The organism is Streptomyces broussonetiae (assembly GCF_009796285.1).
Classification (GTDB): domain Bacteria; phylum Actinomycetota; class Actinomycetes; order Streptomycetales; family Streptomycetaceae; genus Streptomyces; species Streptomyces broussonetiae.
On record NZ_CP047020.1, the window covers coordinates 3,267,039 to 3,282,963 of the forward strand.

The 15,925-nt window shown below is 74.1% G+C and carries 11 protein-coding genes and 1 pseudogene; 7 read left to right on the forward strand and 5 right to left on the reverse strand.

Features of this window, described 5'->3' with window-relative positions:
* Positions 1 to 2 precede the first annotated feature (2 nt).
* A complete protein-coding gene (locus GQF42_RS15125; RefSeq protein WP_158920148.1) occupies positions 3 to 3,665 on the reverse strand; it encodes a S8 family serine peptidase in 3,663 nt (1,220 codons plus the stop codon).
* 222 nt (positions 3,666 to 3,887) lie between these two features.
* Here GQF42_RS15125 and GQF42_RS15130 point away from each other — a divergent pair, with 222 nt between their 5' ends.
* The 6 genes from GQF42_RS15130 (at position 3,888) to GQF42_RS15155 (ending at position 13,173) form a co-directional block, all read left to right on the forward strand.
* The gene (locus GQF42_RS15130) at positions 3,888 to 4,271 is read left to right on the forward strand and encodes a CU044_2847 family protein (RefSeq protein ID WP_158930184.1); all 384 of its coding nucleotides are present in this window, start codon (positions 3,888 to 3,890) and stop codon (positions 4,269 to 4,271) included.
* Positions 4,268 to 5,977 (forward strand): VMAP-C domain-containing protein, encoded by a 1,710-nt coding sequence (locus tag GQF42_RS15135; RefSeq protein ID WP_158920149.1) that lies wholly within the window; start codon positions 4,268 to 4,270, stop codon positions 5,975 to 5,977. The genes GQF42_RS15130 and GQF42_RS15135 overlap by 4 nt, the downstream gene beginning before the upstream one ends.
* Before the next feature lie 62 nt (positions 5,978 to 6,039).
* Positions 6,040 to 7,062, forward strand: coding sequence for an AAA family ATPase (locus tag GQF42_RS15140; protein WP_158920150.1), 1,023 nt, complete (start codon positions 6,040 to 6,042; stop codon positions 7,060 to 7,062).
* Positions 7,052 to 11,764, forward strand: coding sequence for an SAV_2336 N-terminal domain-related protein (locus GQF42_RS15145; RefSeq protein ID WP_158920151.1), 4,713 nt, complete (start codon positions 7,052 to 7,054; stop codon positions 11,762 to 11,764). Before GQF42_RS15140 ends, GQF42_RS15145 begins: the two co-directional genes overlap by 11 nt.
* A gap of 156 nt (positions 11,765 to 11,920) precedes the next feature.
* On the forward strand, positions 11,921 to 12,958 hold the full coding sequence (gene mreB, locus GQF42_RS15150; protein ID WP_158920153.1) for a rod shape-determining protein: 1,038 nt from the start codon (positions 11,921 to 11,923) through the stop codon (positions 12,956 to 12,958).
* 26 nt (positions 12,959 to 12,984) lie between these two features.
* On the forward strand, positions 12,985 to 13,173 hold the full coding sequence (locus GQF42_RS15155; RefSeq protein WP_158920155.1) for a hypothetical protein: 189 nt from the start codon (positions 12,985 to 12,987) through the stop codon (positions 13,171 to 13,173).
* 275 nt (positions 13,174 to 13,448) lie between these two features.
* Here GQF42_RS15155 and GQF42_RS15160 read toward each other — a convergent pair whose 3' ends face one another.
* Positions 13,449 to 13,853: a DUF2000 domain-containing protein gene (locus tag GQF42_RS15160; protein WP_158920157.1), complete on the reverse strand. Its 405-nt coding sequence runs from the start codon at positions 13,851 to 13,853 to the stop codon at positions 13,449 to 13,451.
* Positions 13,854 to 13,971: 118 nt separating this feature from the next.
* Here GQF42_RS15160 and GQF42_RS15165 point away from each other — a divergent pair, with 118 nt between their 5' ends.
* Entirely contained in the window at positions 13,972 to 14,496 is a 525-nt protein-coding gene (locus tag GQF42_RS15165) for an Lrp/AsnC family transcriptional regulator (RefSeq protein WP_158920159.1), read from the forward strand.
* Positions 14,497 to 14,515: 19 nt separating this feature from the next.
* On the opposite strand, the gene GQF42_RS46935 is transcribed toward GQF42_RS15165, so the two are convergent.
* The 3 genes and pseudogenes from GQF42_RS46935 to GQF42_RS15180 all read right to left on the reverse strand — a co-directional run bounded on the left by GQF42_RS46935 (position 14,516) and on the right by GQF42_RS15180 (position 15,923).
* Positions 14,516 to 14,911 (reverse strand): aminotransferase class I/II-fold pyridoxal phosphate-dependent enzyme, encoded by a 396-nt coding sequence (locus GQF42_RS46935; protein WP_267906139.1) that lies wholly within the window; start codon positions 14,909 to 14,911, stop codon positions 14,516 to 14,518.
* A gap of 136 nt (positions 14,912 to 15,047) precedes the next feature.
* Positions 15,048 to 15,485, reverse strand: a pseudogene (locus tag GQF42_RS47680) (aminotransferase class I/II-fold pyridoxal phosphate-dependent enzyme); the annotation flags it as partial.
* Between the two features lie 159 nt (positions 15,486 to 15,644).
* A complete protein-coding gene (locus tag GQF42_RS15180) occupies positions 15,645 to 15,923 on the reverse strand; it encodes a 3-isopropylmalate dehydratase small subunit (RefSeq protein WP_158920163.1) in 279 nt (92 codons plus the stop codon).
* Between the last annotated feature and the right edge of the window lie 2 nt (positions 15,924 to 15,925).

Below are 15,925 nucleotides of genomic sequence, written 5' to 3' on the forward strand. Positions count from 1 at the left end.
GGTCAGCGCACGGCCACCGCCCGAAGGATCTCCTGCGTCACCGAGCCGCCCTTGTCGTCGTGGGCCGAGGCCCGCAGGGACACGCTGGTCGCGGTGCGCGGCACGGTCAGTGTCCCGTGCCAGGAGGCGCCCTTGCCGGTCAGCGGCACGGTGTGCCACGTCGCGCCGTCGTCGTACGACACCTCCAGCCGGCCCCCGCCCAGCGTGCCCGCGCCCGCGGCCCCCGCCACGTACGACGCGCCGAGCCCCACCGGGATCCGCGAGGCGCCGCGCACCGTGCCCGCGAGGTCGGTGTCGAGGTCGTAGGCGAGGTTGATCAGCGGCAGGTAGGTCCAGTGGTCGTCCGGCGTCGCCGCCGAGCGGAAGGTCCACTCGGTGTGGCCCCGGGTGGCGAGCGGGAAGTGGCCGGGGTCGAGCGCGGTGTCGGTGACGGCCTTGTAGGTGTGCTCGTCGGCCGGCGCGTCCCAGACGTACCCCGCGGAGCCGGTGCGCCTGTCGACCTGGGTGCCGTCGAGGTAGACGGCGGTGGTCTGGCTCATGCCGCTGTCCGTGCTCCACACGTCACCGAAGCCGGTGTGGTCGGGTCCGGAGTCGCCCCAGCCGGGGGTGTTCAACTGGATCTGGTTCCCGGCCCGTTGCTGCCCCCAGCCGAGCCCGGTGCCGAGCCACGGGTGCCACACCGGCCGGAACCAGTCCAGCACCGGGTGCGCGCCGCCCGCGTACCGCACCAGTCCGCTGCGCTCCTCCAGCGTGCCGTCACCGATCGTGACGGACTCGTGCCACAGCCGGCCGGGGCCGGTGGAGACGTAGTCGGTGCGTTCGCCGGGCAGGGCGAGGCGCTCCTGGAAGCCGAGGCCGATCGGGAAGGTGTCGGTGATCGAGTAGCGGAACTCCCCGCCGGAGGTCGGCCGGGGCGCGTGGAACTTCACGTGTACGGCGGCCAGTTGACGCGTGGTGGGCGCGTAGGTGAGGTCACGGTCCGGGACGGCTCCCGGGTGTCCGTCCGAAAGGTCGTACACATAGGGAGAGTTGGGCGTGCCGGTCATCTCGACCGTCCGGTCGGCGCGCAACCGGGCCGCGTCCGCGGCGTCGACCGTGGCGATCTGCAGGGGCCGCTCGGCGTTGTCGGCGGTCCCCCACCAGGCCATCAGCCGGCCGGGCGCGTCGTCCGTGACGAACAGCGCCTTGGCACCCGCGTCCTGTGCGGCCTGGGCGAGCGCGGCCGGGTCGGCGCCGTCGGCGAGGTGCGCGAGCACCGCCTTGCCGGACACGGACGCCGCGGAGACGGGCCCGTCGCCGACGTCCACGAGCGGCAGCCGGCTGCGGCCCGCGGTCAGCGTGCCGCCGGGCTGGACGGTCGCCTCGCCGACGCCCTTGACCTCGAGCTGGGGCTTGGCCAGCCGCCACACCGTGCGGTACTCGAAGGAGCCCTGGGTGACCGGGCGGGTGGGTGCGGCGAAGACGCTGTCGTACGTCAGGGGCACCTGGACCGCGCCGAAGAGGTCGGCGCCGTTCGCCCTGCGGTCGTACTCCATGATCAGCTGGTGGGTCTCGGTGCGCCGTCCGACGTCGGCCTTCACCTCCCTCAACTCCCGTCCGTCCAGCGTCACTTCCTGGTCGTGGTCGAGGGTGATCTGGGGCGCGGAGAGGAAGCCGAGGCCGAGGGAGTCGGCGCCGTGGCTGCCGTGCACGTCGAGGAACGTCGACAGGGCGTAGGTGCCGGGCTTCAGGCGCAGCCGCAGGGTGCCGGAGTCGCCGACCCGGGCGGACTGGGCGTCCTCGGCGGCGGCGAGCCGCTGCACGGTGAGGTCGGCGGCGGCGGGCGCGCCTGCACGGTCCTTGACGTGGACGGTGAGCGTGTACCGCTCCTCCTCCTTGACCAGCCCGAACGCGGTGTGCGCAACGGTGTTCCCGGCCGTGTCCGTGGCGACGATCTGCCCGCTGGTCTCACCGACGGGCGCCTTGGCTCCGTCACCGGTGACCGTGGTGGCGGCGGTGCCGTGCGCGGGGACGGTGAGCACGGAGTCGGCGAGGGTGGCGACGCCGTCCGGCGCACCCTGCACGGACAGCTTCAACCGGACCGCGGTGTCGGCGGAGTTGGTGTAGGTGACGGACCGGGTGACGGGCCCGTCCTGGTCGTACGGCCAGCTGTAGAAGCCGAGGTCGGCGCTGCCGGTGGCGGTGACCCGGGCCTTGACCGCGTCCGGCACGCTCACCCGCCCGGCGCCCAGCAGGTAGGCGGACGTGTCGAGCTGCTTCGAGCTGGACATCAGCGCGTCCTTGAGCTGGGCGCCGGTCCAGTCGGGGTGCTGCTGGGCGAGCAGGGCGGCGACCCCGGCGACGTGCGGGGTCGCCATCGACGTACCGCTCATGGAGGTGTAGTAGCCGCTGCCGTCGACGAGCTGGGAGCGGGCGGCGAGGATGTCGACGCCGGGAGCCGAGATGTCGGGCTTGAGGGCGTTGTCGCCGTAGCGGGGGCCGGCGCTGGTGAAGTAGGCCGCCTGGTCGGCGGAGTCGACCGCGCCGACGGTGAGGGCCGCGTCGGCGGCGCCGGGCGAGCCGATGGAGGACGGGGCGCCGGTGTTGCCCGCGGCGACGACGAAGAGCGCGCCGGTCTCCCTGGAGAGGGTGTTCACGGCCTCGGCCATCGGGTCGGTGCCGTCGCTCGGTTCGGTCGAGCCGAGGCTCATGGAGACGATCCGGGCGTGCACGTCCCGCGCGGCCCACTCCATGCCGGCGATGATCTGGGACTCGCTGCCCGAGCCCTGGTCGCTGAGCACCTTGCCGACGGCGAGGGTGGCGTCGGGCGCGACCCCCTTCTCCTTGCCGTCGGACGCGGCGCCGCTGCCGCCCACGGTGGAGGTCACATGCGTGCCGTGCCCGTTGCGGTCGGCGACCTCCTGCCCGTCGATGAAGCTCTTGGTGGTGCTCACCCGGTCCTTGAGGTCGGGGTGGTCCGGGTCGACCCCGGTGTCGAGGACGGCGACCGTGACGCCCTTGCCGGTGAGCCCGGCGTCCCAGGCCGTCCGCGTGCCGATCTGGGCGTTGCTCTCGGCCATGTCGGCCTGCACCCGGCCGTCCAGCCACACCTTGGCGACACCGTCGTGGTGGGTGAACGACCGCCAGAAGGTCCGCCCCCTGGCCGCCTCGACCGCGGCCCCGCCGAGGCTCGGCAGGCTGCGGGTCCGCTCGGTCCCGGCCGGGGCCGCGGCCCGCGCGCCCTTGCCGTAGGCCACGATCAGCGGCGTCGCGGCGGCCCTGGCGTCGGTCAGCCCCTGCCGGATCAGCCCGCTCACGTCGAACAGCCGCCGGTCCAGCGTCCCGGCCCGCAGATACGGCAGCGCCTCGTCCGGTACGACGCTGATCCCGCCGTCGCTCTCCTGCGTCCGCACGGCCCCGACGGCCCCCTCGGGCCGCCGCACGGTGACGGTCTTCTTCCCGTGCCCGAGGTCGGTGACGGTCACCTTGTCGCCGGTGACGAGGGTGACGGTGGTGGCGGGCCCGGTGGTGGCCGTGGTGGGACCGTCCGGGGCGTGCGGGACGATGTGCGGGGACGCCGGTGGGGCGGTGTGCGCCGCCGCGGCGGCGGGGCCGGCCGGGATCAGGGCACTCACCAGGCCCGCCGCCAGCAGTGCCGCTCCGCGTCTGACTGGTCCTCTGGTCATCCACGCCTCTTTCGTCGGGGTGTCCGTCCGAGTGGCTCGCGTGCTGGGACGAGTGTCATGTGCCGCCGGTTGTACGGACGTTGACCATCGACGGCGGAAACGTGCCCTGGCGGATTCCCGCCAGGGCCGGAGAACTGCACCGCTGCGCCCCCGAGACACCGTCAGTCACCGTCGTCCACAATGGACTTGGCCGCAGATCGAACACACGGGGGTATGAACACCATGGCCCAACTGCTGGAGTTCACCACGCAGGACGGCGCCGTCGTCGTCGTGGAGAGCGCCGAGGGCGGGACGGGAACCCGTCCCGTCGCCCGCGACGACGGGACGGTGACGGCGGCGTCCCGCACCTTCGAGGCCGCCCTGGACGGCGTCCGCACGGCGGCCCAGTCCGCGCTGCGGGTGTTCCGCGACGGCAGCCTGCGGCCGGACTCCGTGGAGCTGGAGTTCGGCGTGAAACTGACCGCGCAGGCCGGCGCGGTCATCGCCAAGGGAGCGGCCGAGGGGCAACTGGTGGTGCGCCTGTCGTGGTCCTCGCAGCGCCCGGCCGACGAGCCGACGGCGTCCGCAGCGGCGGTGAACACCCCGGAGCCGGCGCCCCGCTCATGAGAGACGCTGCCTGGCATGCCCGGATCGAGTGCGGGGGCGTCGTGGCCGGGGCGGGCTTCCTGGTGGCCCCCAGTACCGTGCTGACCTGCGCGCACGTCGTGCAGTACGGCGAGCCGGGCGCGCTGACCGTGTCGTTCCCCAACCGGCCGGACTTCTCCGGGCTGCCCGCGACCGTTGCCGTGCACGGTGGCTGGGCGGGTGGCGCCACCGACCCCGGCGACCTCGCCGTTCTCGAGCTGGACCGCAAAGTGCCGTTGAGTCCGGCCCGGTTCGCTCCGCCGGACACCGAACGGGACCTGACCGAGCGGGTACTGGAGGCGTACGGCTTCCCGCACGGCTACGACGAGGGTCAACTGGCGTGGTACCGGGCCGTGTCCACCACGCGGATCGCCGACCAGTGGCTGCAGCTGGAGGCCGTCACCGCGCACGGGCAGCCGCTGGTGGAAGGCTTCAGCGGGGCCGCCGCGGCGCTCCCGGACGGCCGGGTGGTCGGCATGGTCGCCCAGCGGGCGGGCGAGCCCGGCGTCCTGGTCGCCCGGATGCTGCCCACCGAGACCCTGGCCCGGCACTGGCCCGGCCTCGGCGAACTCGTCCCGGCCTGCGACGGGGACGGCGACGGCGGCGTGGACGGCGGCGAGGATCCGACCCGGCGGCTCTACGAACTGGTCCGGCGGGCCGAGGCCGTCGGGCTGGAGTGCTCACCGGACCAGCTGTTCGTGGATGCCGTCGGTGCCTTCGGTCCGGAGCCGCCGCCCGGCGGACTGCGCTCCCTGCGCGAGGCGGTCGCGTACGTGCAGTGGGAGGTCGTGCCGTCCGCGCAGGCACTGTCCCGGTTCGCCCACCGGCTGGCGGGGCTGCTGGACGAGCCCGCAGCCCGGCCCGCACCTGCCGCGCCCGCCGCGGAGTGGACCCCGATCCTCGTCGAGATCGACCGCAGCGGCGCGGGCACCGATCAGGTCACGGTGTCGGTGTCGGCCTACCGCGAGGGCCGGCGCCGGCCGGTGGGCACGGCCCGGCTGGCCCGTTCCGAGGTGCGGGAGTACGTCCAGCAGGGCATCGACCGGGCCTTCACCCGGCTCGCCCCGGACGCCGAGGAACTGCTCACCTTCGTCCTGCCCCGGGACCTGCTGAACCTGCCGGTGGCGCAGTGGGCGTGCAGCGCCGAGGACGCCACGCCGCTGGGCTGCGCCCACCCCGTGGTCGTCAACGACCGCTACCGGCACCACAGCGGCCGGCTGCGGCACAAGCTCGGCAAGAAGTGGCAGCAGATGGACGGCGGTTCGGCCGCGCCACTGCATCGCGTCGACTGCGGCACCCAGGAGCAGCCGCCCGGCCTGCGCAGGCGCCTGAGCGAGAACGGCGCGGGCCTGGCCGGGTTCGCCGCCCCGCCCACCGCGCTGCCCGGGCACTTCGAGGTGGGTCTGAACATGCCCGTGCCCGTGCTGCTGTGGCCGCGCTCGGGCTGTCCCGACACGGCCGGGCCGCACACCGCCCCGTGCACCGGCTCCGCGTTCCTGGACTCGCTCGCCCCCGCCGTCGAGAGCGTCTCGGCGGCCGAACTCCCGCGGATCATCACCTCGTTGCGCGAGGAGGCCGAGGCCGCGACGGACCCGGAACAGCACTGGGCGCGGGACGTCCAGCTGCTCTGGGACGATCCACGCTGCTTCCCGGAGACCGCCGCCAGCCTGCACTCGCCCGTCGCCTGAACCGCCGTGGCGACCGCCCGCCCCTCGAACGCCGTACGACCGCAGGAAGAAGGACCGCCCCCATGCCCCTGAGGCCCGTGTACACCGGCACCGCGGAGCCGCACGACGGCATCGCCGAGCTGCCCCCGCCCCCGCCCTGGCGGGCCTTCGACGGCGAGCCGGTCCTCCCGACGCCCGCCGTCACCGCCGACGTGACCGCCACCTCCCCCGACCGCACCCACCGCGCCGCCACCTACCAGGCCACCGCGCAGACCGTGCAGCTGGTCAACGCGGCGCTCTACCTGCGCCGTCCGCTGCTGGTCACCGGCCCGCCCGGCACGGGCAAGTCCTCACTGGCATACGCGGTGGCCCGCGAGCTGAAGCTGGGGCCGGTGCTGCGCTGGAACATCACCAGCCGGAGCACGCTGCACGACGGCCTCTACCAGTACGACCCGCTCTCCCGCCTGTACGCGGCCCGGCAGGCGGCGAGCGAACCGGGCACCCCGGGCCCCGACTCGGCCGTCGAGGACCATCTGCGCCTCGGCCCCCTCGGCACCGCGCTGCTGCCCTACGCCCGTCCCCGCGCGCTGCTGATCGACGAGATCGACAAGAGCGATCTGGACCTGCCCAACGACCTGCTCAACGTGCTGGAGGAGGGCCAGTACGAGATCCCCGAGCTGGTCCGGGCCGCCCGGCACACACCGAACGCCGAGGTGATGGTCGACGGCACCCCCGACCGGATCGCCGTGGAGGGCGGCCGCGTGCGCTGCCGTGCGTTCCCGTTCGTCGTCCTGACCAGCAACGGCGAGCGCGAGTTCCCACCCGCCTTCCTGCGCCGCTGTGTCCGGCTGGGGCTGCGGCAGCCCGACGACACCCAGCTGGCCGCCATCGTCGACGCCCACTTCGACGGTGCGCCCGGCGCCTTTGCCCACACCCTGATCAAACACTTCGTGGACCGCGTGAGCAGCGGCGACCTGGCCACCGACCAGCTGCTCAACGCCATCTACCTGGCCCGCTCCGCCGATGTGTCCGCCGACTCCCTGGACGAGCTGGCGGAGCAGCTCATGCCCTACCTCGGCGAGTCCCAGGCGACCGATGCCCTCTGACCGCCGCGGCTGCCCGGACCCGCTCGCCCGCCTGGCCGACGCCCTGGCCGAAGTGACGGGCGGTGTCCGGCCCACCCCGCTGGAGCTGGCCGAACTGCTCTGGCTGGCACGGCAGATGGATCCGGCGGCCGAGGAGCACCCGAATCGGCCGGCAGCGCCGCCCGAGTCACCACGTGCGCAGGACCCACCGCCCCGGGCCGCCCCCGAGCGGCCCTTGCGGGACGCGCCCGCCGCCCCGCCCGTGCCGGATCCGGAGCCCGCCGCGCCCCGGGAGTCCCCCCGCGTACCGCTCCACCTGCCGGCAGCGGACTCGCGGAGCGGCCGGTACTCCTCGCTCCTGGCGCCCGCACCCCCGATGCTGCGCCACCCGCTGGCGGTGCAGCGGGCACTGCGCCCGGTCAAACGCCGTGCGGACGCCCCCTTGGGGCACCGCCTGGACGAACACGCGACGGTGGACCGTATCGCCCGCCTCGGTGCCGACCCCGAGCACTGGCTGCCGGTGCTGCGGCCCGCGCGGGAACGCTGGCTGCGGCTGAACCTGGTCCACGACACCGGCCCCACGATGCCCATCTGGCGCCCGCTGGTCCGCGAACTGCACACGGCCCTGGCCCAGTCGGGCGTCTTCCGCACGGTCGCCGCGATCCCCGCCACGCCGGACGGCCGGGTCGGCGGCCACGGCGCGCTCGACCCGGCCGACGGCCGCACCGTCACCCTGATCGTCAGCGACTGCATGGGACCCCAGTGGCGCCCGGGCCCGGCGGGCAGCCGGTGGCACGCGACCCTGCGCCGCTGGGCCCGCCGGCAGCCGGTGGCCGTCGTACAGCCCCTGCCGGAACACCTGTGGCGGGACACCGCGCTGCCTGCCGAACCGGGCCTGCTGCGCATGCCGTTCCCGGCGGCGCCGACGGCGACGCTGACGTTCACGCCGTACGACGGCGACCCCGCGCGGTACCGGGAGGCGGGCGTCCTGACCCTGCCCGTGCTGGAGCCGGGGCCGCGCTGGCTGGCCAACTGGGCCGCGCTGCTCGCGTCGGCGGGCGGGACGGCCCTGCCCGGTTCGGCGGCGCCGTTCGGGCGTGCGCTGGACACCACGGCCCGCACGGACCTCGCGGGGCTGTCCCCGCAGGAGCTGGTGCTGCGCTTCCGGGCGACCGCCTCGCCGGAGGCCTTCCGGCTGGCCGGGCATGTCGCCGTCGGCCGGCCCGACCTGCCGGTGATGCGCCTGGTCCAGCGGGCGGTCGAACCCGATCCGCGCCCGCAGCACCTGGCGGAGGTCGTCCTCAGCGGCCTGCTGACCACGGCCGACGGGGCGCCCGGCGCGTACGCCTTCCGGCCCGGGGTCCGCGAGCTGCTGCTGCGCGGCCTGCCCCGCTCGTCCCGGCGCAGTACCACCGAACTGCTCGCCCGGGTGGGCGGGTTGATCGACGAGCGCGCGGGATCGGCGCCCGGGGAGTTCCGGGCGGTGACCCCGGCGGCCGGCGGATCCGGGTCGGCCGCCGCCGACGGGGAGCCGTTCGCGACCGTCCGGCAGGAGAGCGTGCGGCTGCTGTCCGGGCAGGGCGAGCCACCCGCGGGCACCTACGGCGGCTACCGGCTGCTGCGGCGGCTCTCGCCGGCCGGATCGCTCTGGCTGGCCCGGAGCGCGCAGGCCCGTACGACCGTGGCGTTGCGGCTGCTGGAACCGGTCACCGATCCCGCGCGCCGGGCGGCCTTCCTGCGCGACGCCGAACGGCTGCGGGCGCTGACACATCCTCACCTGGCGAAGGTCGTCGACTTCGGGTTCACCGGGGACGTCCCGTACCTCGCCATGGAGCATCTGGACGGTGTCGCCGTGAAGGCGCTGGCGGGAACCGACGGCCACCTGCTGCCGCCGCCGCTGGTGGCCGCCATCGGCATCCAGCTCGCCGACGCCGTCACCGCCCTGCACGACGGCGGCTTGCGGCACGGCGGGCTCACCCTGTCGCGGATGCTGCTGCTCCCCGACGGCACGCTGAAACTCGGCCTCGTCGAGCCGTTGCGCGTCACCGGGCCGGACGGTCCGGCGGAGGACCTGCGCGCACTGTGCGAGTCGATGCTGCTGCTGGCCGCGGGCACGTCCCGGCTCGAGCTGCCGATCGCGCCCGAACGGCTCGGCCGGCTGCCGCGGGCCGCGCAGGGGGCCTACGCGCGGGCGCTGAACAAGCTGATGTCGTCGTCGCCCGCCGCCCAGCGGGAGGGGGCGGACCTGCTGCGGAGCAGCGCCCCGCTGCACCACGCGCGGGAGGCCTACTGGCAGCGCCGCTATCACGTCCTGGGCCCGGTGTACGCCGAAGTCCTGGGAACGGAAGGGGAGTTCGCGCTGCTCGAGCAGGCGTTCCTCGCCATGCTGCTGCTCCGCGACGGCCGCCCGGTGTCCCTGGACGAGCTGCGGGCCGGGCTGTGGAGCCGCGACGAGGAGCCGGAGGAGGCCGCGGCCGTCCTCGGCAGGATCGCCTCCCGGGTGCGGCAGGCCCTGGGCCCCGGCGCGCTGGCGGCCCTGTCCGACGGCTTCTGCCTGCACACCAGCGCCGACTACGTGGACCTGGTCCGCTGCGAGCGCCTGGAACAGGAGGCCGCCGAACTGGCCGGGCGGGGAGAGCTGCGAGAGGCGCGGGAGCGGCTGGAGCGGGCGCTCGCCCTGTGGCAGGGCCCGGCCCCCCTCACCAACGTGCCCGGCCCCGCCGCGCGCACCGCCCGCGCCCGGCTGCGACGGCTCGAACTCGCCCTGTTCCGCCAGCGTGCCGAACTCGACCTGGAGACGGAGGACTACGAGCGGGCCGTCGCCGACCTCACCGGACTCGTGGAACAGCACCCCTCCGACGAGGACGGCCGCCGGCTGCTGCTGCTCGCGCTGCGCGGGCTGAACCGGTTCGACGAGGCGCTGGAGGTCTTCGAGGAGTACCAGTGGTCCGGCGGCGACGACCCCACCCTGCTGGCCCTCGGGCACGAACTGCGCGCCGAGTACGACGAGTACGTGGCGGCCACCGACACCGAGCAGCCCCCCGCCTACGACCCGGGCAGCGCCTTCGGTGCTCTGGCGGCCCCCGACGAGCTGCCGGAGGGCCCCTTTCCCACCGAGGACGCGCCGCCGTCGCTGCTCTACGAACCCGAGGACGCGGCCGAGGAGGCGCCGCTGCCGCAGGACGACGTACCGGAGAGCCTGTTCGCCGCGGAGGACGTCTCGTCCGCCGCGGCCCTGCGCAGGGTGGCCCTCTTCGAGCTGGCGGACGAGCCCCGGGACGCGGACGACCGGCCGGCGCTGGGCCGGGCGGTGGTACGACTGCTGGTGGCCGCCGGGCTGGACCGGGACGACTACGGGCTGCGGACCGAGCCGGACGGCTACCTGGTCCTGCTGCGCGCCGGCGTACCGCTCCTCGGGCTGCTCAGTGTCACCCTGCGGGAGTTCCAGGACCGGGTGGCCGAGACGGGCGGCAGGCGGTGGCGGGTGACGTTCGCGGACGCGCCGGGTGACGGCACAGCGCCCTGGCAGCCGCCGGAGGGGTTCCTCGATCAGGTGCTGGACATGAGCGGTGCCCTGGGGGTCGTCGCCTTCCCCGACGCACTGCGGATCGGGCTGGCCGAGAACGATCTCCTGGACGGCGTCCCGGCGCTCGTGAGCCAGGGCGGCCCGGGGGACCACGGCTGGTACCTGGTCGCGCACCGGCCGGCCTCCGCCGCCGAGCCGATCCAGGGCCCCTTCCGGCTGCCCGCCCGGGCGCCGCTGCCCCGCCCCGCGAACATCACGAGATGCGTCGTCCACACGGTGTACGGCACCGGATTCACCCTCGAGCGGCCCGACGTGGACGGCTTCTACTACGAGGTGGACCTCACCGGGCACAGCATGCAGACGACCGAGCTGAGCCCGCTGGTCAACGGCGTTCCCGTGTTCCAGCTGGCCGGTGAGGCGAGCTGGCGGATCGCCGACCCGGTGCGTGCCGTCCGGGCCGCGGCGCGCCGTGATCCGTCCGCCCTCGTCAGGGAGCACGTGGTGGACTGCCTGGGCACCGTCTCGGCCCTGTACCCGCCGGGCAACGCGGCCGAGGCGCGCGCGGCGCTCGTCGCCGAGGTGGCCGGGGACCTGCCGTCCGGCTTCGCGGTCCGCTGGGAGGGCGTCCTGACCCCGACCCGGGCGGCCCTGGCAGCCCCGTCCCCGCAGGACGTCCCCGGGGAACTCGCCGACGCCCTGCGCGCCGCCGATGCCGTACTGATGGGCTTCGACGGCGTACTGGCCCGCGTGCGCCCGCACGGCCACGGGGACTTCGCAGGGGCCGGCGCCGAGGATGCCGCCGCGGAGCCGGAACCCGTGGCCAACGCCGACCTGCTGCTGCGCACCCTGGCGTACAAGGGCAAGCCGCTGGCCCTGGTGACCAACCGCTCGACGGCACCGGCCACGGCGTACCTGGCTCGGCGGCGGCTGCTGGAGTGCCTCGACGGCGGGGTGCACGGGCAGGACGTCCTCGTCACTGCGCCGATGCCCGATCCGCAGCTCGTGCTCCAGGCCGCCGACCGGCTCGGCGTCCGTCCGGCCCGGTGCCTGATGATCGGGAGCAGCGACTCCGAGTGTGCAGCCGCCCAGGCCGCCGGGGTGCCGTTCGTCTACGTGGACGGCTCGGGCCCCCGGGTGACCGACCTGCTGACCAGCTTCGGCCTTTTACCTCTTCTTCGTGCTGTTCAGAGTCTGTGACGCGCCCAAGTCCGCGAAGAACCCCCGTTCGGCGGCACCCCGCCCGGCCCCCTCCAGAAGGCGTCGGTCCTCCCGCCCCGCACAGGATGCAGTGAGACGAAGACACCCGCCGACCGGGCGGGCGCCCCATGGCCCGAGCACTCGGGAGGATCCGCCGTGACCGTCAGTCTGGAGCAGTTGAGACGCTGCCACTTCGCCGTCGACCTGGGCGCGGCCCGGACCCGGGTCTATGTGAAGGGTGCCGGTCTCGTCGTGGACCAGCCCTCGGTCGCCGCCGTGAACAGCCGTAGCGGTGCGCTGATCGCCGTGGGCGAGTTCGCGGAGAAGATGACGGGGCGCACGCCGGACTACATCCGGGTCGTGCGGCCCATCTCCGGCGGCACGGTGGTCGACATCGAGATGGCCCAGCGCATGCTGCGTCAGCTGCTCGGTGACAAGATGCGCCGCGCCCTGCGCCGTAACCTGCGGCTGCGTGCGGCGGCCTGCACCCCGCACGACGCCGATCCGCTGGCCCAGCGGGCGACCATCGAGACGCTGGTGGGGCTGGGGGCGCGCAAGGTCGAGCTGGTGGACACGCTGATCGCCGCCGCCATCGGCTGCGGGCTGCCGGTCGAGCGTCCCGAGGCCACCATGATCATGGTGTGCGGGGCCGCCGCCACCCAGGTGGCCGTCCTCTCCCTCGGCTCCATCGTCACCGCCGACCGGATCCCGGTGGGCGGCGAGGCCGTGGACCACGCGATCGTGCAGCATCTGCGGCACGAGCACGAGCTGATGCTGCCCAGCCAGTCGGTACGGCCACTGCAACTGGCCCTGTCCGAGAACGGTTTGACCTCGCAAGGCCCGGCACAGACCGAGATCCACGGGCGGGACGTGGCCACCGGTCTCCCGCGCAGCGTGCGGGTCGACACCGCCGCCGTACGGGACGCGATCCACACCCCGCTGACCGCCGTCCTGGACGGCATCGGCAAGGTGCTGCGCGGCTGCCCGCCCGACCTGGTGGCCGACCTCGCCGACCGCGGGATCGTGATGGTCGGCGGTTCGGCGCTGCTGCCCGGCTTCGACGAGATGCTGCGGGAGGCCACCGGGATGCCGGTGCACATCGCCGAGCGGCCCGACATCTGCGCGGCCCAGGGCCTCGGCGAGATGCTGGAGGGCCGGATCGAGCCGCTGGTGCTGAACCCGCTGGCCGCCTGAGCGGCACGGCACCCCGTGGGGCCCCTGTGGCCGGCGATCCCGTACCGCACCTGCCGCCCCTGCTCGAAGCGGTCCTCGGGGTGGGCTCCGCGCCGGAGAACGCGACGGCAACCCTGGGGGACGGACGGGCGGCGGTACGGCAGACGGCGCACGACGACGGCGCGGCCGGGGCGGACGGGGAGGGCACGACGGTGACGTGGCAGGCACCGTTGTGAGGCTCGGCCAGGGGCACGGCGTCACCCTGCTGCCGCGCGCCGGGCCCTGGTGGTCAGTACGGCAGGATCCGCCCCGACGGGGTCCTGCGGTCGATCTCCTGCTCGCGGCGCGGGGCGGCGGGACGCCGGCTGACACGTACTCGGATCCGACGGTCCATGACGCCCTCCTCTGGTCCGTACGACGGTGTCCGTACGACCCGGCAAGCCTGCCGGTAGGGGGTGCGTGCCCATGACACGCGTGCTTCAAGCATGATCCGGCCAACTCGTCGGAGGGTTCAGAGCAGAGACAGCCGCCGGGTCAGCCGTGAGACATCGGTTCTCGGGCCGTGCACGATCACGCCGAGGTACTCCAGGTCCCCGGCCGGTGCGGCCTTCAGATCGGTGAGGTAGTCCTCGTAGTCGCGTGCCCTGCGGGCCGTCTCGGTGAGGGACACCAGCTGAACGCCGTCGGTCGTGCGGGCCCGCTCCAGCAGCAGGTTCAGTTCCTCGGCGGAGGCGGTCAGCACGGGGATCGGGTGGGTGTTCAGGCCCGGGTGGACGCCGCCGGAGGCGTCCTCGCCGTCGCGGCCGATCGCTTCGCCGATCCTGCCGCCGAGCGAGAGCGCGAGCACGGCGGAGGTGTTCGCCGCGTGCGCCATCGGCAGATCCTCCCGCAGAACCAGCGCAACCTTCGTTTGCATGGCATCTCACCTCAGCACCGATCGCATGTCCGTCACTTCGCACGGAGAGTAGCCGTATCAACGGCAACAGGGCTTATTGGCCGAACACTTGAAAAACCTTCATGCCACAATGAACGGCATGGACGAACTTGATTCGGCGATCATCCGTCATCTCCAGCTGAACGCACGGCAGTCCAACCGGGAACTCGCCCGTCAGATCGGGGTGGCTCCCTCCACATCGCTGGAACGAGTGCGGTCCCTCGAGGAACGCGGAGTGATCACCGGCTACCAAGCGGAGCTGAGCCTCGCCGCCCTGAACCGGAACTACCAGGCGTTCGTCGCCGCTCAGGTCAGGCCGCTGAGCCGGACGGTGATCACGTCCTTCCAGGAGGCGGTCTCCCAGCTCCCGGAGGTCGTCGGCGTCTTCGTGGTCGCCGGGGGCGACGACTTCCTCATCCATGTGGCCGTGCAGAACAACGAGGCCCTGCACGCGTTCCTGATGGACCGGCTCAGCCAGCGCCGCGAGGTCGTCGGATTCCGCACCATCGTGATCTTCCAGCACGCGCCCACGCCCTTGCTGTCCCCGCTGCCGCAGGCGCACGCCCCGCACCCCGCGAATGCCTCGCCCCGGCGCGGACCCAAGCGGGCCCGCGGCGCCTGGTGAGCCCAGGCGGAGCCGGGCCTCAGCGGGCGGCCACCAGCCGCCGCACCGCCTCCTTCACCACCTGCCGGTCCTTGCAGAAGCTGAACCGGACGAGCCTGCCCGGAACCTCGTCGCCCTGGTAGAAGGCGCTGGTCGGCACGGCCACCACCCCGGCCCGCAACGGCAGTTCCCGGCAGAAGCGCTCGCCGTCCGGATGGCCCCAGGCACGTACGTCGGCCTGGACGAAGTAGCCGCCCTCGCCGGGGAAGGCGGTGAGCCCCGCCCGGCACAGGCCCTCGCGCAAGAGGTCCCGGTTGGTCTGCAGATCGTCGCGCAGCCCCGCCACCCACGCCGTCTTCGAGGCGAGCATCGCGGCCACGGCCGCCTGGAACGGCGTACCGGTGGCGTACGTCAGGTACTGCTTGGCCGTGGCCACGGCCGCCACCAGGTGCGCGGGGCCGCAGGCCCAGCCGATCTTCCATGCTGCGCTCGCGCAGGGCAGGGATCTCGGCCGCCGACACATGACGCCGGCCGTCGTAGACGAAGGGCGCGTACACCTCGTCGGAGATGAGGGTGACGTTCCACTTCTCGCAGAGGGCGGCCAGTTCCGCCAGCTCGGACCGGGTCAGGGTGCGTCCGGTGGGGTTGGCCGGGGAGTTGACGACCACGGCCCTGGTACGGGGGCCGAACGCGGCCGCCAGTTCCTCGGGGTCCCAGCGCCAGTCGGGGGCGCCGAGGCCCACGAAGCGCGGGACGCCGCCGGCCAGTGCGAGTGCGGCGAGGAAGTTCTCGTAGAACGGCTCCAGGAGCACCACCTCGTCGCCGGGGTCGACGGTGGCCAGCATGGCGATGCTCAGTGCCTCGGAGGCTCCGGTGGTGATGGTCGGTTCGGTCAGTGGATCGGGGCGGCCCGGCAGAGAGGCGGCGATCTGCTCGCGCAGTGCGAGGTTGCCGCTGGTGTCCTCGTACTGGTTGTCGCCGTCGAGGAGTTGTCCGGCGGCGGCGGTCAGGGCGGCGTGCGGCGGCCGGGGGGGTGCCGGGCCCCCCGGCGAGGTCCAGGGCGCCCAGTTCCGCGCCCAGGTGGAGGAGTTGCGCGAGGGCGCCGGCCGGCAGGGCGCCGACGCGTGCGGCGCCGTGCGGCAGGGTGCGCCGGGCCGCGGTCACGGTGGTCATGTCGTCTCCTGAGCGGTGTGGGCGCGCGGGACGGCGGCGTGGCCCTTGCGGAGCGAGGGCAGCCAGTACGGCCGTGACGTCTCGTAGGCCGCGATGGACTCGGCCTCGCGCAGGGTCACGGCGATGTCGTCATAGCCGTTGAGCAGCAGCCAGAGGGTGCGCTCGTCCAGGTCGAACTCCCAGACGGCGCCGCCCGCACCGACCGTGCCGACGGCGACGTCGACGGTGACCTCGAAGGACGGATCGCGCTCCGCGGCCACCATGAGCGTGTCCATCG